Source organism: Mycolicibacterium diernhoferi, from assembly GCF_019456655.1.
GTDB classification, from domain to species: Bacteria; Actinomycetota; Actinomycetes; order Mycobacteriales; family Mycobacteriaceae; genus Mycobacterium; species Mycobacterium diernhoferi.
Map to the genome: position 1 here is coordinate 2,186,771 of NZ_CP080332.1, position 24,008 is coordinate 2,210,778.

25 protein-coding genes are annotated in these 24,008 nt (G+C 64.6%); 15 read left to right on the top strand and 10 right to left on the bottom strand.

The window, feature by feature from the left end:
* Nucleotides 1-50: 50 nt before the first annotated feature.
* Together K0O62_RS10245 and K0O62_RS10250 are read left to right on the top strand one after the other, a co-directional pair.
* A complete protein-coding gene (locus K0O62_RS10245) occupies nucleotides 51-908 on the top strand; it encodes a mycofactocin-coupled SDR family oxidoreductase (RefSeq protein WP_073855902.1) in 858 nt (285 codons plus the stop codon).
* Nucleotides 905-1,720 carry a sugar phosphate isomerase/epimerase family protein gene (locus K0O62_RS10250; RefSeq protein ID WP_073855903.1) on the top strand — a complete coding sequence of 272 codons (816 nt, stop codon included), beginning with the start codon at nucleotides 905-907 and terminating at the stop codon, nucleotides 1,718-1,720. Before K0O62_RS10245 ends, K0O62_RS10250 begins: the two co-directional genes overlap by 4 nt.
* Nucleotides 1,721-1,726: 6 nt before the next feature.
* On the opposite strand, the gene K0O62_RS10255 is transcribed toward K0O62_RS10250, so the two are convergent.
* Genes K0O62_RS10255 through K0O62_RS10275 form a run of 5 tightly spaced genes read right to left on the bottom strand, consistent with a single transcriptional unit; the run spans nucleotide 1,727 to nucleotide 6,555 of the window.
* The gene (locus K0O62_RS10255) at nucleotides 1,727-2,071 is read right to left on the bottom strand and encodes a hypothetical protein (protein ID WP_073855904.1); all 345 of its coding nucleotides are present in this window, start codon (nucleotides 2,069-2,071) and stop codon (nucleotides 1,727-1,729) included.
* The gene (locus K0O62_RS10260; RefSeq protein WP_073855905.1) at nucleotides 2,068-3,243 is read right to left on the bottom strand and encodes an aromatic ring-hydroxylating oxygenase subunit alpha; all 1,176 of its coding nucleotides are present in this window, start codon (nucleotides 3,241-3,243) and stop codon (nucleotides 2,068-2,070) included. The genes K0O62_RS10255 and K0O62_RS10260 overlap by 4 nt, the downstream gene beginning before the upstream one ends.
* A gap of 23 nt (nucleotides 3,244-3,266) precedes the next feature.
* Nucleotides 3,267-4,013, bottom strand: coding sequence for an SDR family NAD(P)-dependent oxidoreductase (locus K0O62_RS10265; protein WP_073855906.1), 747 nt, complete (start codon nucleotides 4,011-4,013; stop codon nucleotides 3,267-3,269).
* On the bottom strand, nucleotides 4,010-5,284 hold the full coding sequence (locus K0O62_RS10270; RefSeq protein WP_073855907.1) for an MBL fold metallo-hydrolase: 1,275 nt from the start codon (nucleotides 5,282-5,284) through the stop codon (nucleotides 4,010-4,012). The genes K0O62_RS10265 and K0O62_RS10270 overlap by 4 nt, the downstream gene beginning before the upstream one ends.
* Nucleotides 5,281-6,555: a sulfotransferase family protein gene (locus K0O62_RS10275; protein ID WP_073855908.1), complete on the bottom strand. Its 1,275-nt coding sequence runs from the start codon at nucleotides 6,553-6,555 to the stop codon at nucleotides 5,281-5,283. The genes K0O62_RS10270 and K0O62_RS10275 overlap by 4 nt, the downstream gene beginning before the upstream one ends.
* A gap of 28 nt (nucleotides 6,556-6,583) precedes the next feature.
* Between K0O62_RS10275 and K0O62_RS10280 the strand changes: the two genes are divergently transcribed.
* From K0O62_RS10280 to K0O62_RS10320, 9 genes are all read left to right on the top strand, one after another.
* Complete coding sequence (locus K0O62_RS10280; RefSeq protein ID WP_234800045.1) at nucleotides 6,584-7,570, top strand: SDR family NAD(P)-dependent oxidoreductase; 987 nt, start codon at nucleotides 6,584-6,586, stop codon at nucleotides 7,568-7,570.
* A 27-nt stretch (nucleotides 7,571-7,597) separates the two neighbouring features.
* Nucleotides 7,598-8,122, top strand: a complete 525-nt coding sequence (locus K0O62_RS10285; protein ID WP_073855910.1) for a VOC family protein — start codon at nucleotides 7,598-7,600, stop codon at nucleotides 8,120-8,122.
* Nucleotides 8,123-8,228: 106 nt separating this feature from the next.
* Nucleotides 8,229-9,218 carry a thiamine pyrophosphate-dependent dehydrogenase E1 component subunit alpha gene (locus K0O62_RS10290; RefSeq protein ID WP_073855911.1) on the top strand — a complete coding sequence of 330 codons (990 nt, stop codon included), beginning with the start codon at nucleotides 8,229-8,231 and terminating at the stop codon, nucleotides 9,216-9,218.
* A complete protein-coding gene (locus tag K0O62_RS10295) occupies nucleotides 9,215-10,210 on the top strand; it encodes an alpha-ketoacid dehydrogenase subunit beta (protein ID WP_073855912.1) in 996 nt (331 codons plus the stop codon). The genes K0O62_RS10290 and K0O62_RS10295 overlap by 4 nt, the downstream gene beginning before the upstream one ends.
* Before the next feature lie 18 nt (nucleotides 10,211-10,228).
* Nucleotides 10,229-10,459 (top strand): biotin/lipoyl-containing protein, encoded by a 231-nt coding sequence (locus K0O62_RS10300; RefSeq protein ID WP_073855913.1) that lies wholly within the window; start codon nucleotides 10,229-10,231, stop codon nucleotides 10,457-10,459.
* Between the two features lie 18 nt (nucleotides 10,460-10,477).
* Nucleotides 10,478-11,884 (top strand): aromatic ring-hydroxylating oxygenase subunit alpha, encoded by a 1,407-nt coding sequence (locus K0O62_RS10305; protein WP_073855914.1) that lies wholly within the window; start codon nucleotides 10,478-10,480, stop codon nucleotides 11,882-11,884.
* A 16-nt stretch (nucleotides 11,885-11,900) separates the two neighbouring features.
* Nucleotides 11,901-12,242, top strand: coding sequence for a 2Fe-2S iron-sulfur cluster-binding protein (locus K0O62_RS10310; protein WP_073855915.1), 342 nt, complete (start codon nucleotides 11,901-11,903; stop codon nucleotides 12,240-12,242).
* On the top strand, nucleotides 12,229-13,848 hold the full coding sequence (locus K0O62_RS10315) for an FAD-binding protein (protein WP_073855916.1): 1,620 nt from the start codon (nucleotides 12,229-12,231) through the stop codon (nucleotides 13,846-13,848). Before K0O62_RS10310 ends, K0O62_RS10315 begins: the two co-directional genes overlap by 14 nt.
* Nucleotides 13,849-13,871: 23 nt before the next feature.
* Nucleotides 13,872-14,486: a TetR/AcrR family transcriptional regulator gene (locus K0O62_RS10320; protein ID WP_079244049.1), complete on the top strand. Its 615-nt coding sequence runs from the start codon at nucleotides 13,872-13,874 to the stop codon at nucleotides 14,484-14,486.
* Nucleotides 14,487-14,489: 3 nt separating this feature from the next.
* Here K0O62_RS10320 and K0O62_RS10325 read toward each other — a convergent pair whose 3' ends face one another.
* From K0O62_RS10325 to K0O62_RS10335, 3 genes are read right to left on the bottom strand one after another with little or no spacing between them, the layout of a single operon-like run.
* Nucleotides 14,490-15,482, bottom strand: coding sequence for an NAD-dependent epimerase/dehydratase family protein (locus tag K0O62_RS10325; protein ID WP_073855917.1), 993 nt, complete (start codon nucleotides 15,480-15,482; stop codon nucleotides 14,490-14,492).
* Between the two features lie 11 nt (nucleotides 15,483-15,493).
* Nucleotides 15,494-15,925 (bottom strand): nuclear transport factor 2 family protein, encoded by a 432-nt coding sequence (locus K0O62_RS10330; RefSeq protein WP_073855918.1) that lies wholly within the window; start codon nucleotides 15,923-15,925, stop codon nucleotides 15,494-15,496.
* 14 nt (nucleotides 15,926-15,939) lie between these two features.
* On the bottom strand, nucleotides 15,940-16,458 hold the full coding sequence (locus tag K0O62_RS10335; protein WP_073855919.1) for a nuclear transport factor 2 family protein: 519 nt from the start codon (nucleotides 16,456-16,458) through the stop codon (nucleotides 15,940-15,942).
* A 188-nt stretch (nucleotides 16,459-16,646) separates the two neighbouring features.
* Between K0O62_RS10335 and K0O62_RS10340 the strand changes: the two genes are divergently transcribed.
* Complete coding sequence (locus K0O62_RS10340; RefSeq protein ID WP_234800059.1) at nucleotides 16,647-18,113, top strand: AMP-binding protein; 1,467 nt, start codon at nucleotides 16,647-16,649, stop codon at nucleotides 18,111-18,113.
* Between the two features lie 93 nt (nucleotides 18,114-18,206).
* On the top strand, nucleotides 18,207-19,577 hold the full coding sequence (locus tag K0O62_RS10345) for an LLM class flavin-dependent oxidoreductase (RefSeq protein ID WP_073855920.1): 1,371 nt from the start codon (nucleotides 18,207-18,209) through the stop codon (nucleotides 19,575-19,577).
* Here K0O62_RS10345 and K0O62_RS10350 read toward each other — a convergent pair.
* Nucleotides 19,574-20,218 carry a TetR/AcrR family transcriptional regulator gene (locus tag K0O62_RS10350; protein ID WP_073855921.1) on the bottom strand — a complete coding sequence of 215 codons (645 nt, stop codon included), beginning with the start codon at nucleotides 20,216-20,218 and terminating at the stop codon, nucleotides 19,574-19,576. The genes K0O62_RS10345 and K0O62_RS10350 overlap by 4 nt on opposite strands.
* Nucleotides 20,219-20,266: 48 nt before the next feature.
* Entirely contained in the window at nucleotides 20,267-21,445 is a 1,179-nt protein-coding gene (locus K0O62_RS10355; protein WP_073855922.1) for a geranylgeranyl reductase family protein, read from the bottom strand.
* A 167-nt stretch (nucleotides 21,446-21,612) separates the two neighbouring features.
* Between K0O62_RS10355 and K0O62_RS10360 the strand changes: the two genes are divergently transcribed.
* A complete protein-coding gene (locus K0O62_RS10360; protein WP_073856186.1) occupies nucleotides 21,613-22,362 on the top strand; it encodes a TetR/AcrR family transcriptional regulator in 750 nt (249 codons plus the stop codon).
* A 106-nt stretch (nucleotides 22,363-22,468) separates the two neighbouring features.
* Nucleotides 22,469-23,959 (top strand): flavin-containing monooxygenase, encoded by a 1,491-nt coding sequence (locus K0O62_RS10365; protein WP_073855923.1) that lies wholly within the window; start codon nucleotides 22,469-22,471, stop codon nucleotides 23,957-23,959.
* Nucleotides 23,960-24,008 lie beyond the last annotated feature (49 nt).

Sequence of the window (24,008 nt, forward strand, 5' to 3'; positions counted from 1 at the left end):
CTGTACACTCGTATAGCAGCCAACGTGCCGGACAGTGAGGGTGATTCGATATGGCTCGACTCGAGAACAAGGTGGTCGCCATCACCGGCGCGGCTCGCGGGCAGGGGCGCAGTCACGCCGTACACATGGCAGCCGAGGGCGCCGACATCATCGCGTTCGACATCTGCAGCGATATCGCCTCCACGCCGAATGCGTTGGCCACCGAAGCAGATCTGGATACAACTCGGCATTTGGTCGAGCAGACGGGACGCCGGATTGTCACAGCCAAAGTAGACGTCCGGGATCGAGGCCGGCTCGCTGACGCACTGGACGAGGCCGTGGCAAGACTGGGCAGACTCGACGCGATCGTGGCAAATGCCGGAATCTCCGCCTTCGGTCCCACCGTCCCCGTTCAGGGTTTCGTCGACGCATTCGATGTCGACTTCGTCGGCGTGGTCAACACCGTGAGCGTGGGCCTACCACATCTGAAACCGGGCGCGTCGATCGTTGTCATCGGGTCGATCGCCGCCCTGGCTTCGCAGGTGAACAGATCGGACGGTCTGGGATTGCAGGGACCAGGCGCCGCCGGCTACGGACTGGCGAAGAGCATGCTCTGCGACTACACGAAATCGCTGGCTCTGGTACTGGGAGAACAACGGATTCGCGTCAATGCGGTACATCCGACCAACGTGGACACGGACATGCTGCACATCGATGCCATCTACCGGACGTTCCGTCCCGACCTGGATAATCCGACACGGTCCGACGCGGAGGTCGGGTTCACCTTCATGCACGCCATGCCGGTGCCCTACGTCGATCCGGCTGACATCTCGCATGCGGTGGTGTATCTGGCCTCCGACGAATCGCGCTACGTCACGGGACAACAGCTCTTCGTCGATGCCGGGGCAGCCCTGAAGGCCGGACTGTGAACGCCGACCGGCTCGCCATCGAATACCTGAGTGTCTTCGGTCTGCCGCCAGTGGAATTCGTGCGACTGGCCGCAGAACTCGGCGTCCCCTACATCTCGACGGGCCTGACGGCCATGCCGCTGGAGTCACTGAACTATCCGCGGTTCTCACTGCGCGAGGACGCCGAACTGAGGCGTGAACTGCGCTCGGCGATGGACGACACCGGGGTCCGGATCTCCCTCGGCGAAGGGTTCCTCGTCATTCCGGGTGCCGACTGCCGCGACTTTGCGAGCGACCTCGACCTGATGTGCGAACTCGGCGTCCCGCGGATAAACACCCTCGGTCTCGATCCGGACCGCAACCGGACCTTCGACCAGTTCGCGATCCTCACCGAGTTGGCCGCCGAACGCGGTATGCGCACAACCCTGGAGATGATGCCCGGATCGGTGGTGGGCGATCTCGACACCGCAGTTGCCGCCGTGCAGCACGTGGGACGACCGGACTTCCAATTGCTCATCGACACCATGCATCTCGGGCGTTCGGGGGCCGGCGTCGAGCAGCTTCGAGCGCTTGCCCCCGGCGTGATCGGGTACGCCCAACTGAGTGACAATCCGGTCATCGACAGCATGGGGGATTACCTCGTGGCTGCGACCTTCGAGCGCATGGTTCCCGGAACCGGGATCCTGCCACTGGCCGACATTCTCGAGGCGCTGCCGGCCGAGGTGATCATCGGACTCGAGGTACCCATCCGATCGCAGGCCGAGGCCGGCGTGGGGCCTCTCGAGCGGCTGCGCCCCTGCGTCGCAGCCGCCCGAGCGCTCGTCCCGGCCTGAGCCGGCTCAGCATGCCTCCGACGGTGCCTGAGTGATGGTCATGAACCGCGCGCCCTCAGCGTGTTTCGGCTCTGCGTCGCCCTGCACCTCCACGGCCAGCGCGATGTGGGCGAAGCTGAGAAACAGTTGCATGAGCCGGTTCTCGTCGTCGTCGAACTCGGCGAACGGCTTCTTGTCCAGGTAAGTCAGGCCGTCCTGCAAGCGGTCCTTGACGGCGTTGAAGAACGCCACGCGCTCGTCTTCCGAACTGGTCAACCGGCGCTTGAGGCGGTCGTCGGCGTTGTCGAACACCCAGCCGTCGACGAAGTGCTCCAGGGTCTCGAAGCCGGGTGGCAACAGGTCGGTGCTCATCGGCGCACCTGCTCGGCGCGGTAGGACGACACGGCCGCATCGACCTCGTGATAGAGGTGACGCAGAAGTACTTCCTGAGCCTGGAAGTGGATGTGGCTCAGCGCGCCGCTGCTGATGCCGCGCTGGCCGGCTTCGATGACCTCGCGGTCCTCGGAGTGGATGTCCAGGGTGGTGCAGGCGGCGTACTCGCGGGCGAACCGCTCACTGGCGTTGAGGTCGTCACCGACCCAGTACAGCCGCACGACACCCCGGGACTTGGTCGCCGAGATCGGGTAGACGACGTGGGAGAAGTGTTGGATGGCCATCCCGAAGATGAAGAAGTTCGGGAACAGCACGAGGTAGTCCATGTTGAATTCCAGCTGCCGGGACAGTGCTCCCTCCAGCTGCTTCATCAAAGCGATGCCTTGTACCTCGGCGGGGGTGAATTCCGGGTTGGTCCAGACCGTTTGGTAGCGGTGCGGACCGGAGAACCCGATGTCGGTGGGGTAGCCGAACGGGTTGTCCGGTCCGGTCGGGCCATTGCCACCACTGCGGGGGTGGATGAACCGCAGGTGATAGTTCTCCTGGAAGTTGTCGAACGTCAGTTTCCAGTTCGCGTCGATCTCGTAGACGTACTCGGTGCACGTCGTTGCCTGCGCGACGGGCAACAGTTCCAGCTTGGCGGCCAGCGGACCGAGGAACTCGCGCAGGCTCTGTTTCGGTTCCGGGTCCAGGTTGATGAAGATCAACCCGGCGCATACGTCGACCGAGATCTTTGGCAGCCCGCACTGGGACTTGTCGATGTAGAAGTTCCCGAAGTCCGGTGCGGACCGCAACCGTCCGTCGGGGGTGAAGTTCCAGCCGTGGTACTGGCAACTGAACGACGAACGTTGTCCACCACGGTCGAGCACCAGTTGGGTGGCGCGGTGCGTGCACACATTGTGGAACGCGCGGATGACGCCGTCCTTGCCTCGGGTGATCAACACCGTGGTGTTGGCGACCTCGAGTTCGCGCACGATGTAGCTGTTGGGCTGGGGCAGTTCGCAGACGTGGCCGATCTCCAGCCACGTCCGTTTGAAGATCGCCGCACGTTCGGCCTCGAAGTACTCCGGCTCGTAGTACGGACCCGTCGGGATCGGGTCGGTGCCCAGGTCGTGCGTGGCCGGGCGGGGTAGGACGGATTCGGTCGTCATGGCATCTCCTCGGGTCGGGTGGATCAGCTGACGCAGTAGCCGCCGTCGACGGTGACGACGGATCCGGTGATGAACGAGCTGTTGTCGGTGCACAGGAAGATCACCGCGTCGGCGACGTCCTCCGGGTTGCCGAGCCGGCCGAGCGGGGTACGTGCCACCTGTTCGGCGATGTAATCGGGAACGAGCTCCGGAGAGGTCATCGGGGTGTCGATGAAGCCCGCGGTGACGGCGTTGACTCGGATTTTGTCGGGACCCCATTTCATCGCGAAGTTGCGCGTCATCGCCAGCACGCCGGACTTGGCCGCGCCATAGGCCGGCACCATTGGCACAGCACGCACGGTCGATAGCGAGGACAGCCCGACGACGCTGGCACCACCGGGGGATGTCGAACCAGCCAGCGCGCCGTGCAGGGCGGTGGTCAGTTCGAACGGCCCGAAAAGGTTGAGGTCCACCGTGGCCCGGAACCCGTCGGGCGTGGACTCGTCCATGCCGCCGGCGAAGATCGCGCCGGCATTGTTCACAAGGATGTCGAGCGTGCTGAATTCTGCCGCCAGACCTTGGATTCCGGTGCGATCGGTGAGCTCGAGCTGGTGGTACGTGATCCCGTCGAGGTCGATACCGTAATCGGTGGCCTGGGGCTTGCGGCCCGTGGTGGTCACGGCGGCACCCGCGTCGCGCAACTTGGTCACGATGGCGTGGCCGATGCCGCTGGTACCGCCGGTGACCAACGCGGTGGCCCCGCTGAAGTCGTAGGTAGCGCGGGCGGTCATGAAAGCTCTCCAATCTGTTTGCGAAGCCAGGCTGATTCCCAGAAGTTCGTGCTTTGTGCCAACAGCGCCTCGTGGGCGGCGCGGACGACCGATCGGGCGCGTGCGTGCGCGGAGTCGGTGTTGAGCACGACCTCGCCGAGGTGAATCGCCGCCAACGGTGCGCCCACGGCGAGGTGCCGTTCGGCGCGGTCACAGATGGCGTCGGCGCCCGCCAGCTCCACCAGGTCCGCGCTGACAGTCTCGGGGCCCACGGGATATAGCTCGGTGGTGGACCGGCGGTGGAACCAGCCGTTGTAGGTCTCCCAGATTGCCCGGACGTTCCAGCTGACCTTGCCGTAGCCCTGTCCGACCTCCAGGTGCGGCGGCAGTGTGATCCGGGCCATCGCGTCGCGCACGTCGTCGCCGGCGTTCATGGCGGTCACGGTCTCGTCGTGCAGGTACTGAACCGCGTCCCGCAGCCGGATCAGCTCGGCGTTGATCTGCGCAGCCCCGTAGATGGGATCGAAGTGGCCGGTGATCAGCACCTCGGGCTGTAGCTGCCGGACCCGCTCATAGGATGCGACGGCGGTCAGCGCGTCGCGGTAGCGGTCGCCGCGCATGGTGACCAGGTTGGGGATGTGCCCGAACACCGGGCCGAACAGGTTGCCGCACAGGCAGATCCGCTCATCGGGCAACCACACCACCAGTGAGTCGGTGGTCTCACCGCCGGGCGTGGCTATCAGTTCGACGCGGCGCCCTCCGACCTCGAGGGCGAGGGTGTCCTCGACGATGGTGTCCGGGTCGGGAACGGCCTGTGCGGGGAGGATCTCGCCGAACCGCTGTTGGATGCCCGCGACGGTGGCGCTGATCTTGTCGACGAAGGCGAACATCGTGTTCCGGGCCCGATGTGCCAGCAATCTTTCGGTGTCATCGCGCCACATCTGCCACTCGGCCTGCGCCACGATGTGGGTACCGGGCTCCCGGAACACGTCGGTGCCTCCGACGTGATCGGCATGCCCCTGCGTATAGATGATGTAGCGCACCGGGCCGTCGTCGACGGCATCGAAGTTGGCCTTGTGCACCGGGGATTCGAAACCCATCCCGGTGTTGACGACGATCCGCCCGTCGGCCGTGGTCAGTAGATAGGCGTTGGTGAGCCCGGGGGACATCCAGACGCCCGGCGCAACCTCCTCGGCCTCGGTTGCCGAGGCGCCCGCAAGCTCTTCCGCACCCGGCCGGCTGCGATAGATCGGCTCGACGTCACCGAGAGGTGCGTCTGGGGCGGTAGTCACCGGCCGTCCTTGCCGGAGGGCTCCGGGCGTACGTCGAACTTGTCGAAGTAGAAGTCGAACCTGCTGCGAATCTCCTCGGGGCTGCGGTCGAAGTGACGTTCCAGGTCGTAGGCGATGCGGCCGTGCTTTCCGCGCGGATTGCCGGACAGGTAACCGTTGAACGCGTTTCGGGTCTCAGGGGTCAGATCCACCCCGCCGCGCTGGTACAGCTGTTCAAGGAATGGGATTTCATTGCCGTTGAGGTGGTGGAATGAGATGTCGATGCTGCGCTCGGCCGGGACCAGGTCCCGGTCTCGCACACAGGCACCGAGGAGTCGTTCCACCCGGTCGACCCAGTAGTTGACGATCCAATCGGTGTCGACCTTCTCCCTGCGGATCCGGTCACCGTAGGCCATCAGCGTGACGGTGGACTGGATGACGGCGACCGGATCTCGGTGAGTGAAGGCGAATGTCGCGTCCGGGAAGACCTCCAACAGGGCCGGGATCTGCTCACAGTGCTGGGGCGCTTTGAGCACCCAGGTCTGCGGCCCGCGCAGGAAGGTCAGTGCCTTCAGTACGTTCTTCAGGTAGCCGTAGTGCTTCACCTGGTCGAGGCCCAGGTAGTAATCCCGCCACTGCGGCACCTGGGCGTACCACTCCACGATGTAGTTGGAGAAGTCCAGATCGAGCTCGATCTCTTCCTCGATGGCTTCCGGGTACCGGTCGTGCACGGCCAGCGCGAACGGCATGAACTCCTTGACGAAACCGTACTCGTCGGCTGTGCGCTGGTACCGCGGATCGATACCGTTGGGGCCGGCCGCCTCGCCGCGGATGGGGAACGGTTCACGGCTCTCCCAGTAGGGAAGTGCCCGGCGCCGGCTGTCGGCCGCGATCAGGTTCACGAAATGGGTCGTGCCCGAACGTGGCATTCCGATCACGATGAAGGGCTTCTCGATCTCGATGTCCTCGATCTCGGGGTAGCGCCGCATCAGATCGGTGAACAGCACCCGGCTGCGAAGAAGACGCACCGACCGCTCCCGCAGCGTCATTCGCGAGAGCGGATTCAGATTATCGGCGTCAATGGCTGCGAAATGAACCCCCAACCGCTCACGGAACTCGCCATCGAGGCCTTCGCCGTCGAAATCGGTGATGCCGGAGGTCTGCACCGCCTCGTCGAGAACCTTGTCGATGTCGAAGTCGACATCCTGATGCCGGGTGGCTTCCAGTACCTGACTCTGGAGATCGGTCAGCTGCGGGTCACGCAGGTCATCGACGGTGATGATGTCTGGCATTTCGTCTCTTTCATCTTGAGTCACAGGGGTGTTCGTAAGTAATCAATTGATTGATTTTGTCGAATCTAAGACGCGGCCTGGGTGCGAGTCAAGGAAATACGAGAACTACGTCACACTCTTGACGGAGAGTGGCCGGCGTCATACCGTCATCGAATCAATCATCTGTTTGATTTTGCTTTCGTGGCGGAAGTGCGGTGAGGATTTGGAGACGGGGCTGAGCGGCCGTACCGCGGTGGTGACCGGCGCCAATGCCAATATCGGACGTGGGGTAGCGCTGGCTCTCGCCGCCGAGGGTGCGAAGGTGGTGGTGGTCGGCAGGGATCGTGTCCAGGGCGAACGGGTCTGCAATCGGCTGCTCGATGCCGGTGCGCCGGAGGTCTTGTGGCAAGGCTGTGACGTGACCGATCGTGAGGCGGTCGGCTTGATGGCCGAAGCGGTGCGTGACCGTTTCGGTACGGTCGATGTGCTGGTGAACGGGGTTGGCGGCAACGTCGGGATGGACGCGTTCGCCGACTCCGATTCCGCGAGCTGGCGTGAAGACATCGACCTGACGTTTGTCAGCACGCTCAACTGCACGCACGCATTCCTGCCCACGATGATCAGCCGAGGCCGAGGGCGGATCATCAATATCGGGTCGACGTCCGGGATCGTGGGAGACCCGCTTCTGGCGGTGTACTCCGCGATGAAGGGTGCCGTTCACGCGTTCACCAGAGTCCTTGCCAAGGAGGTGGGCGTGCATGGAATCACCGTCAATGCGGTCGCCCCGTACTCGACATTCCCGGACGGCGAGGACGCCATCTCCACCGGCAGCCGGTGGCACCCCACCGGGATATTCGCGCGATTGATGGAGGATCGCGCCGAGGAACTCGCCTCCATCGGTCGTCGGACTCTGTTGGAACGCCAATTCGCCCATCCCCGAGAGGTCGGCGCCGCGGTGGTGTATCTGGCCTCCGAGGCTGCCGCCTTCGTCACCGGGCAGGTGCTCTCCGTGGACGGTGGTACCCAGATTGCGTAAAGCACGAGAACTTAGATCGGAGCTCGGATGCCAGAATCCCCACTGACCGGAGCGATTCGTCAGATCGGCTATGTCGTCGACGACCTCGACACCGCCATTGCCGGATGGCTGGAGTTGGGGGTGGGGCCGTGGTTCGTTCTGCGGCGGATTCCACAACGCGCCGACTATCGCGGCGAACCGTGCGAGGTGGAGATCTCCATCGCGCTGGCCAACAGCGGCGACCTGCAACTCGAAGTCATCCAGCAACACGGTGACACGCCGAGCATCTACACCGAGTTCCTCGACCGACGTGGCGCGGGGTTTCACCAATTGGCTTACTGGCCTGTTGATTTCGGCGAGACGCTGAGGAAAGTGAAACACGCCGGGTGGCCCGTGGTGTGGGCGAATGCGGAGGAGGGGGGTGTGCGGTACGCCTACGTGGAGCCGCCGGCACCCGTCGCCACCATCATCGAACTGATGGAGTTCGACGAGGTCACCGAGGGGCTGTCGACCTTCGTCGCCGCGGCCGCGCAGAACTGGGACGGCAGCGACCCGATCCGCGCCATGAACTGACTGCGGCCGGACGCTTGACGTGACATGAAGCGGCGCATAAGTTCGAAACAATCAATCAATTGATTAATTCCTAGCCAATCGGCTCCGAGGGGAGTGAATCGACCCGATGACGACGATCGAAACGAATCTGGACCGGGCAACGCTGGTGGGTTTGTACCGCACCGCCGCCCGCATCCTGGCGTTCGACGAGACCTACCGCGCACAGATGATGAGCGGCAAGTTCGCCGGCATGTACTACTCCCCGCGGGGACAGGAGTTTGCCGCGGCGTCCGTGGCGGCGCACCTGCGGCCCACCGACTACGTGGTGACCACCTATCGCGGTCTGCACGACCAGATCGCCAAGGGCATACCGCTGCGGGACCTCTGGGCGGAGTACCTGGGACGCGCGGCCGGAACGTGTCGCGGCAAGGGCGGACCCATGCACGTCACCTCGCCCGAGCATGGGTTGATGGTCACCACCGGGGTGGTCGGTTCGGGCCTGCCCATCGCCAACGGATTGGCGCTGGCCGCCAAGATGCGCGGCACCGATCAGGTTGCGGTCGTCAACTTCGGTGACGGCGCCAGCAATATCGGCGCATTCCACGAAGCGCTGAACCTCGCCTCGCTGTGGAAGCTGCCGGTGATCTTCGTCTGCCAGAACAACAAGTGGGCCGAGTACACCCCGCTGGGCGGGGGCACCACGGTGGCCAACATCGCCGATCGCGCCGTGGCGTACTCCATGGCGGGCATCACGGCAAACGGCAACGATCCCGTCGAGCTGTACCGGGTCGCCGGTGAAGCGATCAGCCGGGCCAGAACCGGTGGTGGTCCCACCCTGCTGGAGGCGGTCACGTACCGGTTCTGCGGTCACTACTTCGGCGATCAGAGTGAGTACATCCCCGCCGAGGAGCTCGCCGCGGCGAATGCCGCCGACCCGATCCCGATGTACCGGCAGCGCCTCGTCGATGAGTTCGGCGTAGCCCCAGCGGACCTGGACGAGATCGACCGGGAGGCCAAGGCGGAGGTCGATGATGCCGCCGAGTGGGCGTTCGAGCAGCCGCTGCCCGACCCGTCCGAACTGACCACAGATGTCTACGCCGAGGAGACCGCTCGATGAGCACCGCAACCGCATCCCGCACCATGATGATGCTCGATGCGATCCGGGACGCCCTCGACGTTGCACTGGGCCTGGACCCGGAGGTCTTCCAGCTCGGCGAGGACATCCAGGACCCCAAGGGCGGCGGGTTCGGTGTGCACAAGGGCCTGGAGACCAAGTATGGCTCCGAGCGGATACGCTGCACCCCGATCAGTGAGCAGGCCATCATGGGCGCGGCCATCGGCGCGGCGATGGCCGGCATGCGCCCGGTCGCCGAAATCATGCTGATGAACTTCATCTCGGTGGCGGCCGACCAGTTGTTCAACCACGCGGCAAAGCTGCGCTACATGTCCGGCGGGGCCACCCCGATCCCGCTGACCGTGCGTACCACTACCGGTGCCGGAGCCGGATTCGGCGCCCAGCATTCCGAGATGCTGGAAGCCACCCTGGTGCACACCCCCGGGCTGAAAGTGGCGGTACCCTCCACCGCGGCGGACGCCAAGGGTCTGCTGCTGTCCGCGATCTTCGATGACGACCCGGTGGTGTTCGTCGAGATGAGCAGCCTCTATTTCGCCGTTCGTGACGACGTTCCCGAAGGTGACTACCGGGTGCCGCTCGGCAAGGCCCGCATCGCCCGGCAAGGTAGCGACCTGACGTTGATCACCTACGGCCGTCAGGTGCTGGACTGCGTCGCGGTTGCCGAAAAGCTGGCCGGCGAGGGCTATTCCATCGAGGTCATCGATCTGCGGTCGTTGCAGCCACTCGACACGGCCACCATCTTCGGGTCGGTGTCCAAGACCCACCGGGCGGTGGTGGTGCACGAGGCGGTCACCCGTGGTGGATTCGGAGCCGAGTTGAGCGCACAGATCCACAGTGAACTGTTCAACGAGTTGGCTGCACCGGTGGGCAGGGTTGGTGGGGCCAACACCCCGGTGCCCTATGCATCGTCACTGGAGCAGAACTTCCTCCCGGGCAACCGTATCGAGCACGCCGTGCGGGCGTTGCTGGGCTGACAGCAAAGGATTCACGCAATGGCACATGAAGTTCGTATCCCCAAGCTGGGCGTCGCCGTCGAAGAGGCCCAGATCACCGAATGGCAATGCAGTAACGGCGATGATGTGGAAGCAGGGCAGGTCATCTACGTGCTGGCTACCGATAAGACCGAGGTCGAGATCGAGAGTCCCGCAGCGGGTGTGATCACCATCATTGGGGAGGTCGAGATCGACTATCCCGTCGGCACCATCGTCGCAACGATCGACTGACGTCTCGAAAGGCCCAGCATGACAGCTCAGCTCACACCCGAAGAAGCTCAAGTCCCGGCCGAGCATGCCGAACCGTACAAGCCCCGGCACACCGTGGACACCAGCCACGTGCCCTACCGGGTCGCCGATGGCGTGCACCTGCCGGTACAGCGTTACTACGACCAGGATTTCGCCGATCTCGAGTACGAGAAGATGTGGTTGCACACCTGGCAGTGGGCATGCCGCGAAGAAGACATCCCCGAACCGGGGGACTTCATCGAATACTCCATCGTCGACAAGACCGTCGTCATCGTGCGCCAGCCCGACCGCAGTATCAAGGTGCTCAACAACGTGTGCCCACACCGAGCCACCCAGCTCGTCGAGCCCGCCGACGCCGGAACATTCGGCGGCAACCAGATCGTCTGTCCCTTTCACGGCTGGCGGTTCAACACCGACGGCACACAGTCCTACATCTACTGCAGGAAGGGATTCGTCGCCGGGTCCATCGATCCGGACACAATGAAGCTCGGGGAGGTGCGCTCGGCCGTCAAGTACGGTTTCGTGTGGATCAACTTCGACGACGATGCGCCAACCCTCGATGAGTTCTTCGGTGATTACGACAAGCATCTGGCACCGATGGCAATGGACCGGATGCGGGTGCGCTGGTGGAAGTACTCGGTCGTGCCCGGCAACTGGAAGGTGGCCACCGAGGCATTCCTGGAGGCCTACCACGTCATGCAGGCCCATCCTGAACTCGCGATGGGCGCCACCGACGACGACTACAACGCCGACGGCGTGCCGTACTACCACCATGGAATGGGGCATGTGGACACCGCGACCCCGTTCGACCCCGAGCATCCGGAGAACTACACGCTGCCACCGACGCTGGTCGCTGGGATGGAGCCAGGTCGGTTCTTCATCGACCAGAATCAGGTGCTCTTCGAAGGCACCGACGGTTTCGCCACGGCACGCGACGAATACATTGCCGACCGGATCCGTGACCTGCCAGATGACCAGGTGCTGTTCAAGTTTTTCGAGGAACTCTACAGATACGCGGAAGAGGCCGACATCCCGCTTCCACCACTGGATCCCAACGCGTCAACCTACGGATTCGTGTTCCCCAACTTCGTCTTCCTCGGCCTGACGGGCAATCTGTTGTTCTACCGGTTCCGCCCGAACGGACATGACCCGGACTCGGCGATCTTTGAAGCACTGGCGATGCAGATCCCGAGGCGTTGCGATATGGACAATGCCGCACCGCGTCGGGAAGGACCACTGGAACCGGAGGACTGGCCGTTCGTGCTGCAACAGGACATGGGCAACATCTACCGGCAGCAGGCGGGATACCGCTCGGGTGCGATCAAGCACTCGACCCTGTCGCCCAAGTACGAACCGATGATCTTCTCGCTGCACACCGAGATCGACCGCTACATTGCCACCTATTGACCCAGCATCGGTGACAATGCGGGTCGAGCCCGCCGGCATCGAGATCACCGTCCGCGAGGGCGAGAGTCTGATGCAGGCGGCCTGGCGGGAGGGCTACGAGTGGCCCACCCTCTGCTATGCGATGGGTCGCTGCACCGCGTGCCGGTGTGAGGTGCTCGACGGCCTGCACGTGCTCTCTGAGCGCACCGATGCCGAGGTCGCGCTGCTGGGCGACCTCAACCGCCGGGTCCGGCGGGCCAACCCCCGGCGCGTGCGGTTGGCTTGTCAGGTCAGCGCGACCGGTGATGTCACCGTGCGTAAACCCGGGGTGAAGAAGCGAACCGAGGAGAGGGCCGCAAACGCCAATGACACAACATGATTTCGACGTGATCGTGGTCGGCTTCGGTGCCGCCGGCGCGTGTGCCGCCATCGCCGCCGCCGAGGGCGGTGCGCGGGTGCTGGTGGTGGACCGTGCGCTGGGCGGGGGAGCGTCGGCCTTGTCCGGTGGCGTGGTGTATGCCGGCGGCGGCACGCCGTACCAGCAGGCGGCCGGTTACGACGACGATCCGGACAACATGTTCGCCTACCTCCGACAGGAAGTTCAGGGCATCGTCGACGATGCGACGCTGCGCCGGTTCTGCGACGAGAGCGTGGACCAACTGGCCTGGCTCGAGAAGCACGGGGCCGCCTTCGAAGCATCCCTGTGCCCGTACAAGACGTCCTATCCGACCAAGCACTACCTCTACTTCTCCGGCAACGAGAAAGCCCTCCCGTACCGGCTGCACGCAAAGCCCGCACCGCGTGGGCACCGGCAGATCGCGAGCGGAACCAAATCCGGACGAGATCTATGGCGCGCCCTGCGTGATTCCGCGCTGCGGCTGGGGGTTACCTTCCTGCCCCGCACCACGGTCGACGAGCTCGTCATCGTCGACGGCCGCATTCAGGGAATCCGTTGCCGTACCTGGACTTCCGGTGGTCGACTGGCGAAGCGGGTGCACAGCGCCGGCACCGCCTTCGGTGCGAAGATGATGAACTGGATGCCGCCTGCCGGTGCCCCCATCATGGGTCTGGCCGACCGCATCTGGGCACGGCACGCACAGCCACGTACCTTCCTGGCGGCGAATGTCGTGCTGGCCGCGGGCGGGTTCGCGTTCAATGAGGACATGCTGCGCCAGTTCGCTCCCGCCTATCAGCAGATGCGTCCGCTGGGGACCCGTGCCGATGACGGTGCCGGGATCCGGCTCGGCGAGTCCGCCGGCGGGGTCGCCGATCACCTGGAGCGGGTGACCGCCTGGCGCCTGCTCACGCCGCCGTCCGCCCTGGTGGAGGGAATCGCGGTGGGTGTCAGCGGTGAGCGGATCGCTGCCGAGGATCTGTACGGGGCTACCCACTGCCACATCATGGTGAACGAGTTCGGCGGCAAGGGCTATCTGATCGCCGACTCCGATATCTGGACCCGCGCCCGCGGTCAGGGTATGGCGCAGGCCGAGTCGATACTGCGTCTGCAGATCGGGTCGATCTTCACCATCGGCCACCGCAAGGCGGCGACACTGCCCGAGCTCGCCCGCAAACTGGGTATTTCCGCCTCCGGGCTGGCCGCCACCGTCGACGCCTACAACGCTTCGATCGCTGGCGGAACCGACGATCCGGCCGGCAAGGCTTCCGACCTCTGCGCGCCCATAGCGCGGGCCCCGTTCTACGGCATCGATATCTCCATGCGGCCGTCGCTGACCTATCCGGTACCGGGGTTCACCCTCGGCGGCCTCAAGGTCGACGGTGAGTCCGGCCATGTGCTTGACGACCGCGGACAGTGCATCCCCGGTCTCTACGCGGCCGGTCGCACGGCCGTGGGAATCTGCTCGAACAGCTACGTCAGCGGCCTGGCGCTCGCGGACTGCGTGTTCTCCGGACGTCGGGCTGGGGAGCACGCCGCCCCGACAACCAGGTCGTCCCATACCGGCGACGCCGTGAGAAACTCGGGATAGCACCTCCGACCGAAGGGATACCCGTGGCCACCAATCCATCGCTGCTTGGCCGGCCCGTCGGGGCCAATAGCGAGGAAACGCGGCGACGCATCATCGACGCCACCATGCGCTGCGTCGCCGAAGTGGGTTACGAGCGGGCCACGATCCGCGAGATCGCCCGCAAGGCGGAGATGACCAGCGGCAGTCTGTATCACTACTTCCCCAACAAGACCGAGCTGATCAAGGCCACCGTCGACGAGTGGGCAGAGTTGACCATCCCGCGGATCGCCGCGTCGGCTCAACGCGGTGAGGACTTCCGGGACCGACTGGTCGCGGTGTTCGACGAATGCGATCAGTTGATGCAGGAATATCCACTCATCGCCATGTTCGACCGAGCCATCCGGGTCGGCACCGCCCGGCAGCTCGCCGAGAGCCGGGAAACCCTGTTCTCCTCGCTGCGCGAGGTGACCCTCGACATCCTGAGGCAGGCCAAGCGGGAGGGCGCACTCCCGCGGGGAGCCCAGCTGGAAAGCGTGGCGAACTCGATCTACCTGGTACTGCAGGGCATGACCGACTACGCGGCGACTGCGGATCCCGAGGAGTACCACGCCACCGTCAAGGCACTCAAACGACTGGTGAGCGGCACCCTCTTCAAATAGGGCTCACATCATGTCGTGTGCGCGGTAAAACGCGACAGCATCCCGGATCGAATCTTCGATGGGGGCCGGTTTCCAGCCGAGCTCGCGTTCGGCCTTACCGTGATCGAGCGCAGACATCTTGTCCACCATGTTGAATGCCCTTCGGGCGAACTTGATCTCACGTCCCGTCAGGTCACCGGCGAGCTGGGCGACCGACGACAGCGCCAGCAGCACCCGTCGCGGTATCGGCAGCCACGGCGGGCGCACGCCGCCGGCTTCGGCCGCAAGCGTATGCAGTTCGCGGGTAGTCAGGAATCTGTCGGAGATGATGTAACGCTCACCGACCCGTCCCTTCTCCGAGGCCAGGATCATCGCTTCGGCGGCGTCCTCGATGCCCACCACCTCCTGACCGATGCCCCGGAAGTAGAAGGGCGCCTTGCCGGCTGCGATCATCGCGATGAGCCCGCCGTGCGGGGTGGGCTGCCAGTCACGCGGACCGTACGTGTTCGAGATGCACAGCGCGACGGCGGGCAGACCCTTCTCATTGGCGTACTGCAGGACCAGGTTTTCGGCATCCACGCGGCACTGGGTATACGCGCCACCGTCGGCGTACCAGTTACACGGCTGATCCTCGGTGACCGGCGTGCCATCGGTGCTGACTGCCAGGGTCGCGATGGTGGACATGAACACGAAGCGTCGGAGCTCGGTATCCACCGCGGCATCGAGGACGTGGCGCAGCCCCTCGACGTTCGTGCGGATCAGCGGCGCAGGATCGCGCAGCCAGGCCCGGGCATCGACGACGCAGTAATACACCACGTCGCAGTCTGCCATCGCAACCTGTAACGCCTCGTCGTCGAAGACGTCCCCGTAACAACGCTCGACCTCAAGGTCATCGATTGCTCTAGTGGAACTGGTCTTCCGCAGCATCACCCGAACGTCGTCGCCGCGTTCCACCAGCTTGCGGATGACGTTCGACCCGACGAACCCGCTGCCGCCGATCACCAACTTCTTGGGCATCGAATCGGGGCTCAGTTCTCGACGGGTTGCAGCGGATTGGTGAACCAGGCGTTCTCTTCTCGTAGCGCTCGGCTACGCCAGCCTGCCGGTGTCCGCACCACGGAGTGGTGGTAGTAACCGCCGCAGAAGCTCAGTTCAGACATGCCCGGTAACTGCATCGGGTTGTAGAACATGGCGCGTACCTCGGCGGTGTCACCGGCGATGTCGATCTCGACATTGCTGATGAAGTGCTGCATCATCTGCATCGCGCCCAGGGCCGCTTCCAGCCACGCCGACACCTCATCTCGGGTACCGGCGATGGCTCCGGCCGACGAATAGTCCACGGTGGCGTCCTCGGTGAACAGTGAGCGCCACAGGTCCCAGTCCCGGGTGTCCACCGCGCGGGCATACTTGGCCAGCAGGCCTTGGATTTCGAGCCGGTCGCTGATCTCTTGAATGTCCATCGGTTACCTCTCAGCTATCGGTTGGTGGTGTCGAACTGGGGTTTTACACTTTCTTGGCCGACGAACTGTTCTACGCCCCAGCCCTTCTCGTACGTTGTCACGGCGGAGGCTTCGAACGACATGGTGCTGTATCGCCAGCCCTGTGGCGTGCGTCGGTACTCGGTGCGGTATCGGCCGAAGGTCCAGAAGGCCTGTCCTTCAGCGGTCGTGGTGCTGATGATGGCGTGGAACTGGCCCCGAGCCTGGTCCCCGGTGACCTCGATCAAAGGATTCATCACATGGTGGACGATGAACGGGATCACCTGGAACTGGCGGAACAACTCCACGATGGCCTCCCGGCCCTCGACACGTACCGAGCCCAGCGGCCCCTCCCAGACGCCGTTTTCGGTGAACATCTCCGCGACCTTCTGAGGATCGTGGTGGGTCGGGCCGGCCCACCCGCCGTCGTTGCAGTTGATGTAGCGGTACTGCAGGTCGGTGATGGCTTGTCGGTCCTCGATCAGTTGAACGCGTTGTTCCAACGAGTGCGCCATCGATCCTCCGTTGTCTAATCAATCGCTTGATTGATTTGTATGATGCGTGCCACACTGCCGAGGTGTCAAGGAGCGAAATTCCCAGAACGCCTGCCGCCAATCCGACCCTGACGACCCGCGCCATTCCGGCCGAACTGGCCCAGACCTATCAGGCCAATGGGTGGTGGACCGACGAAACGATCGGCGACATGCTCGCCAACGGGCTGCGACAAGCGCCCGACGCCGAGTTCCGGGTGCACTCGGACGTTCGGCCATGGTCGGGGACCTTCGCCGACGTGGAACGGATCGGGCGCCGGCTCGCGCAGGGCCTGCGGGACCGTGGCGTCGGCCCCGGCGACGTGGTCGCATTCCAGTTGCCCAACTGGATGGAAGCCGCAGCGACCTTCTGGGCCGCATCATTTCTCGGCGCGGTGGTGGTCCCCGTTGTGCATTTTTACGGCGCCAAGGAGATCCGCCATATCATTGCGACAGCGAAACCCAAGGTGTTCATCACTTTCCAGGAATTCGGCCGGACCCGCTACCAAGAGGATCTCTACGATGACGTTCCCATTGTCGGCGTGGTGGGCCGTGATTTCGAAGATCTGCTCGCCGCGGCACCGTTTGCCGAGGAACCTGCGATCGCTGCGTCTGATCCCGCGGTCATCGCCTTCACTTCGGGCACCACACGCAATGCGAAGGGTGTCGTCCACAGTCACCAGACACTCGGGTTCGAGACACGGCAGCTGGGCGATGCGTACCCGCCGGGGCTGGAACGTCAGCTCACCGCGGCTCCGGTCGGTCATTTCATCGGGATGCTGAACGCGTTCCTGATCCCCGTGGTCAAGGGCACTCCGATCTACCTCACCGATGGCTGGAACCCTGCCCAGACGCTCTCATTGATGCTCTCCGACGGTCTGACCTTCGGCGGTGGCGCGCCTTATTTCGTGATCAGCCTGCTTGATCACCCCGATTTCACTCCCGCGCATCTGGACTACATGCGGTATGCCGGTATGGGCGGCTCGTCGGTGCCGGCCGCGACGGCGCGGCGGCTGCACGATCAGGGAGTCAACGTGTGGCGGTCCTACGGTAGTACCGAGCATCCCTCTGTCGTCAGCACGCATTACACCGCACCCGCCGAGAAACGGATGTACACCGACGGAAAGCCGTTGCCGGGGGCGGAGATCCGGTTGTCCGCTGACGGCGAGATTCTCAGCCGGGGACCCGACCTCTGCTTGGGATACCTGGATCAGGACCTGACGGCCGCTGCTTTCGACGCCGAGGGCTGGTACCACTCCGGAGACATCGGCGTGTTGGACGACGACGGCTACCTGAGCATCGTGGACCGCAAGTCCGACATCATCATCCGCGGAGGCGAGAACATCAGTGCCATGGAGGTGGAGGAGGTGCTGCAGACCCTGCCGGGAGTGGCCGAGGCGGTGGCCGTCGCGGCGCCGGACGAGCGCTTCGGTGAACGCACCGCCGCGGTGCTGCGGATGAAGCCGGATGCTTCGTTACCGAGCATGGATGATCTTCGCGCGCACTTCGCGCGCTCCGGGTTGGCCAAGCAGAAGTGGCCCGAGGAGATCCACCAGGTCGAGGAGTTCCCCCGTACGCCCAGTTCGAAGATCCAGAAGGCCCTGATACGCAAGATGGTCGCGGACTCGCGGGCGGTCTAGACGCTTTCCTGGGCGATTTGGTGCATCACCGGGGACCGGGCCTGTACAGTCGTACAGCAGATGCCCGGTCGACGATGACGAAGCGAGCTGCCCATGGCCAAACGGATGATCTTCACCCTGTTGCTGATGGATGCCATCGGGCACAACTTCCACGGCGGCTGGCGCCATCCAAACGCCCGCAACCGCGAATTCAAGGGATTCGACCTGTGGGTCGATCTGGCGAAGAAGGCGGAACAGGCCAAGGTCGATGCGTTTTTCTTCACCGACGTGATGGGCGTGCAGGGGCAGTACAACGGATCCAGCGACATCGTCTTCGAGATGGCGATGAACGTGCCGATCGGCGACTGCACGATGGTGATCCCGGCGATGGCCCAACAGACCGACAACCTCGGCTTCCTGTACACCAGCTCGGTGATCTCGCACCACCCCTTCGTCTTCGCCCGCGCGGTCAGCACGCTCGACAGCCTCAGCAAAGGCCGGATCGGGTGGAATATCGTCACCTCGGCCAATGAGCGCGCATTCCGCAATCTCGGTCTGCCCGGCAATCTTTCGCATGACGAGCGCTACGCCTGGGCGCAGGAGTATGTCGACGTCACCTACAAGCTGTGGGAGGGGTCCTGGGACGTCGACGCCATCGTCGACGACGCCGAGCGGGGTGTCTATACGGACCCGGCGAAGGTGCACGACATCAACCACGCCGGCACCCGCTATCAGGTCGAAGGCTTCAACCTGATGGAGCCCTCACCGCAACGCACCCCGGTGCTGGCCCAAGCCGGTGGTTCCCCGGCCGGCCTCGACTTCGCGAGTCGGCATGCGGAATTGATGTTTCTGTCCGCCTTCTCGCTGGAGACGATCACCCAGCAGGTGAACAGCGTGCGGGAGTTGGCGCGCGCAGCCGGCCGTCGGGACGGCGACATCCTGTTCCTGCAGGGCATGATGTTCGTCATCGGCTCCACCGATGAAGAGGCCTACCGCAAATGGGGTGAGCTGGAGGCCTGGCGCAGCCCGGAGGCCCAGACCGCGTACTTCTCCAGCCTCAGCGGCACCGACCTCGGCCGCTACGATCCGGCGACCCCGTTGGAGGACATCCTCGACGAGATCCCCGGAATCCAGGGGGCTTTCCTGGCGGTCATCAACGCCTGGCCCGAGGGCATCAAGCCGACGGTGAAGGACTTCCTGACTTCGCTGTCGCTTCCGCAGATGGTGGTCGGCTCACCGGACACGATCGCCGATCGCCTGACCGAGTACCAAGGTGCGGGAGTGGACGGCGTCCAGGTGATGAATGCGCTGCTGCCGGACAGCTACGAGGAATTTTTCGAGCATCTGGTGCCGGTGCTGCAGGACAAGGGTCTGATGCAAAGGGAGTATCGGCCGGGAACCCTGCGGGAGAAGCTGTTCGACACCGCGACACCGGACATCAGCGAGCGTCATCCCGCCCGCGGATACCGCGGCAGGTTCGCTTAGCCGTCGGCCTTCTTGGTGCGGCGCCGGGACGCCGACGATTTGCTTGCAGTGGTCCGCGGCTCGACCGTATCGAGGTAGTCCTCGAAGACCTTGGTCAGTTCGGCGTGCGCGGTCTGCACGCCGATACCCTTCTCCAGGTTGAGGAACTTGGGCAGGCTGGAGATCAACAACTGCAACGCCGGTAGGGACAGATCGCCGACCGGGCGCGCGTCTTTCCCGAATTTTGCTGTCAACGCGTCCAATTGGGCCTTGCGGGCGCTCTCGGTCACCGCGGCGATCTCGGCCCGAATCGACTTGCGGTGGTTACCGAGCGCCATGAACTCGGTCATCAGCACGCCGGTCGCCTCATCCCAGTTGTATTCCCACAATGCCCGCAGCGGATCGTCGGTGCGCTTTTCCAGGATCTTGTTCAGGAAAGCCAGGTTCCGCTGCGAGTAGCGCGAGATCGCGGCGATGAAGATGTCGTCGAGGGCCGGGAAGTAGTACTGTACGAGGCTCGGGGTGACACCGGCTTTGGATGCCAGCGCGCGGTAAGTGACGCTGGCATAGCCCTCTTCGATCATCATCGTTTCGACGCAGTCGAGTAGCGTGTCGCGCGTCTTCGACGTCTCGGCGCCGACGCGTCGGCTGGATGCTGCCATCCCGTCATTCTGGCATCCGATCGCCGGGAGTGACCGCACTACGCCTCGCTAGGTGTGCTGCGGGCTCTGCGCCTTCTTGTACATCGACTTGAGTAGTAGGTCGCGGAATGTGCGGTTGTCCAGTGCCTTCAGGCCCGCACTCGCGATTGCGGGATTCCCGGCGAGTTTGTTGAAGAATCGGCCACGCCGGTATTCGCGACCCCAGGCTGCCCGCATCCGCTGTTCGTAGTTGGTGAAGTCGTCGGGACCGCCGTTGACGAGCGCGGCGACCGCGCATTCACCGGCCGTCAGTCCCGATTCCAGCGCCTTGGAGATCCCGGCACCGGACACCGGCTTGCCGGCGCCCAGTGCGTCCCCCGCGAACAGCACCCCCGGCCGCCACGGCGGCCAGGCCGTGAAGCCCATCGGTAGCCGCCACGCCCGAACGCTCTTGTTCTTCTTCAGCTCCTCGATCGGCGGGACTTCCCATTCGGCGGGCAGGGTCCGCAGAAAGTCACCCAGGAACTGGGTGGCGTTGATGGACTGCCAATTCTTGTAGCTGTTCACATAACCCAGCCCGATGTTGAAGCGGCTGCCGCCCATCGGGAACACCCAGCCGTACCCGGGCAGCTGATCGCCTTGGAACAGCAACTTCAGATAGATGTCGAGGCTGTCGTTGTCGGGACGGTTGAGGTTCATCTCGGAACGGATGGCGATGGCCGAGTAGCCGTTGTACTGCGAGTCGAGTTTGAGGGCGCGTTTGATGGGGGAGTACGCGCCGTCGGCGGCGATCACCGCATCGCCGAGCACCTTTTCCCCACTCTTGAGCACCACGCCCACGACCCGGCCGCGTGCGTCGAGCTCCGGACCGGCGACCTCGGCGCCCTGGTAGACCTCGGCGCCGGCCGATTCGGCGTGCTTGAGCAGCACGGTGTCCAGATGGGTGCGGCTGACGGTGTGGCCGTGATCGGGCATCCCCGGGCGACGCGGGAAGGTCAGCTCCCACTCGCTGGGGCTGAAGACCGTCACCCGGTTCACCCGGTGGTAGGTGGCCACCTCGTCGGCCAGGCCCATCTTCTGCAGATAACTCACCGCGCGGGCGGTGAGTCCGTCACCACACGGCTTGTCGCGCGGGAACTCGGCCTTGTCCAGCACCGCGACCCGCGCACCGCTCTGGGCGGCCTGCCAGGCCGCGGCCGACCCCGACGGCCCACCACCCGCGATCACGACGTCGTATCGACCGGTCATGGTCTCGCCCCCTGAGAATTTTCGGACGTTTCGATGCTACAGAAAGCAACCTGGGCACCGCCGATCATGAAATCTCTGCTGGGCCACTGCCGGCGCCGCGCAGTGCGCTGTGCCACGCCGGGCCCGTGCGGTCTGACCAGGCCAGTGTCGCCCGGTACAGTGGCTGGGTGCGCAGACCATCTATTCCGCTGCCGGGCCAGCCCGGCGTGAAGGTCGATGCGCGCAGCGAACGTTGGCGCGAGCACCGCAAGAAGGTCCGCGCGGAGATCGTCGAGGCGGCTTTCCGGGCCATCGACCGGCTGGGCCCCAATGTGAGTGTGCGCGAGATCGCCGAGGAGGCGGGCACCGCCAAGCCGAAGATCTACCGGCACTTCACCGACAAGTCCGACATGTTCGCCCAGATCGGCGAGCGTATGCGAGACATGTTGTGGGCGGCTGTCATTCCGTCGATCGACATCGAGTCCGACTCCGCCCGCCAGGTCATCGGCCGGGCCGTCGAGCACTACGTCGAGCTGGTGGACCAACACCCCAATGTGGTGCGGTTCCTGCTGCAGGGGCGGTTCGCCGATCAGTCGGCGGCGGCGATGACCACCGTCAACCGGGGCCGCGACATCACCCTGGCGATCGCCGAGATGGTCAGCGGGGAGCTCAAGGAGATGGAGCTCGACCCCGCGGTCTTCGAGTTAGCGGCGTTCGCGTTGTTCGGCACCGCGGCCTCGGCCACCGACTGGTGGCTCGGCGGCAACGACGACACCCCGCGCCGGATGCCCGCCGAGGAGTTCGTCGCGCATATGACGACGATCATGATGGGTGCGGTGAACGGCACGGCCGAGCTGGTGGGTGTACAGATCGACCCCGATCAGCCCATTCACAATGCGGTCCGGCGTCAGGAATCCGTGCAGCAACCCGGCGCCTGAGGCGATCCGGAACTCCGGCCCCACCTGGGGCGTTGACACGTGTTATCGGGTACCGGGACACTGAGAAGTATCCGGTACCGGCGTTCCCAGGAAAGGCTCTGACGCTGTGTCTACTGACGCTGTCTCGACCCGCGCACTGATCATCGGATCCGGTTTCTCCGGACTCGGGATGGGCATCGCGCTCAAGAAACAAGGTGTGGACTTCCTGATCCTGGAGAAGGCCGACGAGATCGGCGGCACCTGGCGGGACAACACCTACCCCGGGTGCGCCTGCGACATCCCGTCGCACATGTACTCGTTCTCCTTCGAACCCAAGGCCGACTGGACCCACATGTGGTCCTTCCAGCCCGAGATCTTCGACTACCTCAAGGGCGTCGCCGACAAGCACGGCCTGCGTCGCCACATCCGGTTCGGCGCCCATGTCGACCGCGCGCACTGGGACGAGGCGGAGTCCCGCTGGCACGTCTTCGACGCCACCGGGCAGGAGTACGTCGCGCAGTTCCTGATCTCCGGGGCCGGCGGACTGCACATCCCGTCCATCCCCGAGATTCCTGGGCGAGACCAATTCGGTGGTGTGGCTTTCCATTCCGCGCAGTGGAACCACGAGGTGGATATCCGCGGCAAGCGGGTCGCGGTGATCGGCACCGGTGCCAGCGCCATCCAGATCGTGCCCGCCATCGTCGACGACGTCGCCGAACTGCAGCTCTACCAACGCACCCCGGCCTGGGTGATGCCGCGCCCCAACAACGCGTTCCCGCAATGGATGCGCACCGTGTTCACCCGTGTTCCCGGGGTCCGGGCGCTGCTGCGCGCCGGCATCTACTGGATCCACGAGGGCGTCGGCTTCGCCATGACCCAGCAACCCCGACTGCTCAAGATCGGCGAGCTGATGGGGAAGTGGAACATCAACCGCAGCATCAAAGATCCCGAACTGCGGCGCAAACTGACCCCCGACTACCGTGCCGGATGTAAGCGAATCCTCAACTCCGACACCTACTATCGCGGGATCGCGAACCCGAAGACCACCGTGGTCACCGAGCGGATCGAGCGGATGACACCGGGCGGCTTCGTCACCGCCGACGGCGCCGAGCACCCGGTCGATGTGGTGATCTGGGCCACCGGATTCCACGTGACGGATTCCTACACCTACGTCGACATCAAGGGTGCCGACGGTGAGGATCTGGTGGACCGCTGGAACGCCGAGGGGATGGCCGCCCACCGTGGCATCACCGTCGCCGGGATGCCGAACCTGTTCTTCCTGCTCGGACCCAACACCGCGCTGGGGCACAACTCGGTGGTGTTCATGATCGAATCGCAGATCCGCTACGTCGCGCAGGCCATCGCCGCGGTGGACCAGGCGGGCGCGGCCGCCCTGGCCCCGACCCGCCGCGCACAGGACGAGTACAACGCCGATCTGCAGCGGCACCTGGCCGGCACGGTGTTCAGCACCGGTGGCTGCCACAGCTGGTACATGGACGCCCACGGTGTCAACCGCACCCTGTGGAGCGGGATGACCTGGCAGTACTGGCTGGCCACCCGTAGCTTCAAGCCCTCGGAGTACAGCTTCATCCGGCAGCGTGAATCGGTGCGTTCCTAGGAGTGTCACGGCCTGCCTGCCGCCCGGCAGCGATCCTAGGTTCGGTGTC

Bases quoted from the DNA above. Each gene is read 5' to 3' on its own strand.
- K0O62_RS10245 (WP_073855902.1), top strand. From the start codon at position 51: ATGGCTCGACTCGAGAACAAGGTGGTCGCCATCACCGGCGCGGCTCGC.
- K0O62_RS10255 (WP_073855904.1), bottom strand. From the start codon at position 2,071: ATGAGCACCGACCTGTTGCCACCCGGCTTCGAGACCCTGGAGCACTTC.
- K0O62_RS10260 (WP_073855905.1), bottom strand. From the start codon at position 3,243: ATGACGACCGAATCCGTCCTACCCCGCCCGGCCACGCACGACCTGGGC.
- K0O62_RS10265 (WP_073855906.1), bottom strand. From the start codon at position 4,013: ATGACCGCCCGCGCTACCTACGACTTCAGCGGGGCCACCGCGTTGGTC.
- K0O62_RS10275 (WP_073855908.1), bottom strand. From the start codon at position 6,555: ATGCCAGACATCATCACCGTCGATGACCTGCGTGACCCGCAGCTGACC.
- K0O62_RS10285 (WP_073855910.1), top strand. From the start codon at position 7,598: ATGCCAGAATCCCCACTGACCGGAGCGATTCGTCAGATCGGCTATGTC.
- K0O62_RS10290 (WP_073855911.1), top strand. From the start codon at position 8,229: ATGACGACGATCGAAACGAATCTGGACCGGGCAACGCTGGTGGGTTTG.
- K0O62_RS10295 (WP_073855912.1), top strand. From the start codon at position 9,215: ATGAGCACCGCAACCGCATCCCGCACCATGATGATGCTCGATGCGATC.
- K0O62_RS10300 (WP_073855913.1), top strand. From the start codon at position 10,229: ATGGCACATGAAGTTCGTATCCCCAAGCTGGGCGTCGCCGTCGAAGAG.
- K0O62_RS10305 (WP_073855914.1), top strand. From the start codon at position 10,478: ATGACAGCTCAGCTCACACCCGAAGAAGCTCAAGTCCCGGCCGAGCAT.
- K0O62_RS10310 (WP_073855915.1), top strand. From the start codon at position 11,901: ATGCGGGTCGAGCCCGCCGGCATCGAGATCACCGTCCGCGAGGGCGAG.
- K0O62_RS10315 (WP_073855916.1), top strand. From the start codon at position 12,229: ATGACACAACATGATTTCGACGTGATCGTGGTCGGCTTCGGTGCCGCC.
- K0O62_RS10325 (WP_073855917.1), bottom strand. From the start codon at position 15,482: ATGCCCAAGAAGTTGGTGATCGGCGGCAGCGGGTTCGTCGGGTCGAAC.
- K0O62_RS10330 (WP_073855918.1), bottom strand. From the start codon at position 15,925: ATGGACATTCAAGAGATCAGCGACCGGCTCGAAATCCAAGGCCTGCTG.
- K0O62_RS10335 (WP_073855919.1), bottom strand. From the start codon at position 16,458: ATGGCGCACTCGTTGGAACAACGCGTTCAACTGATCGAGGACCGACAA.
- K0O62_RS10340 (WP_234800059.1), top strand. From the start codon at position 16,647: ATGCTCGCCAACGGGCTGCGACAAGCGCCCGACGCCGAGTTCCGGGTG.
- K0O62_RS10345 (WP_073855920.1), top strand. From the start codon at position 18,207: ATGGCCAAACGGATGATCTTCACCCTGTTGCTGATGGATGCCATCGGG.
- K0O62_RS10350 (WP_073855921.1), bottom strand. From the start codon at position 20,218: ATGGCAGCATCCAGCCGACGCGTCGGCGCCGAGACGTCGAAGACGCGC.
- K0O62_RS10355 (WP_073855922.1), bottom strand. From the start codon at position 21,445: ATGACCGGTCGATACGACGTCGTGATCGCGGGTGGTGGGCCGTCGGGG.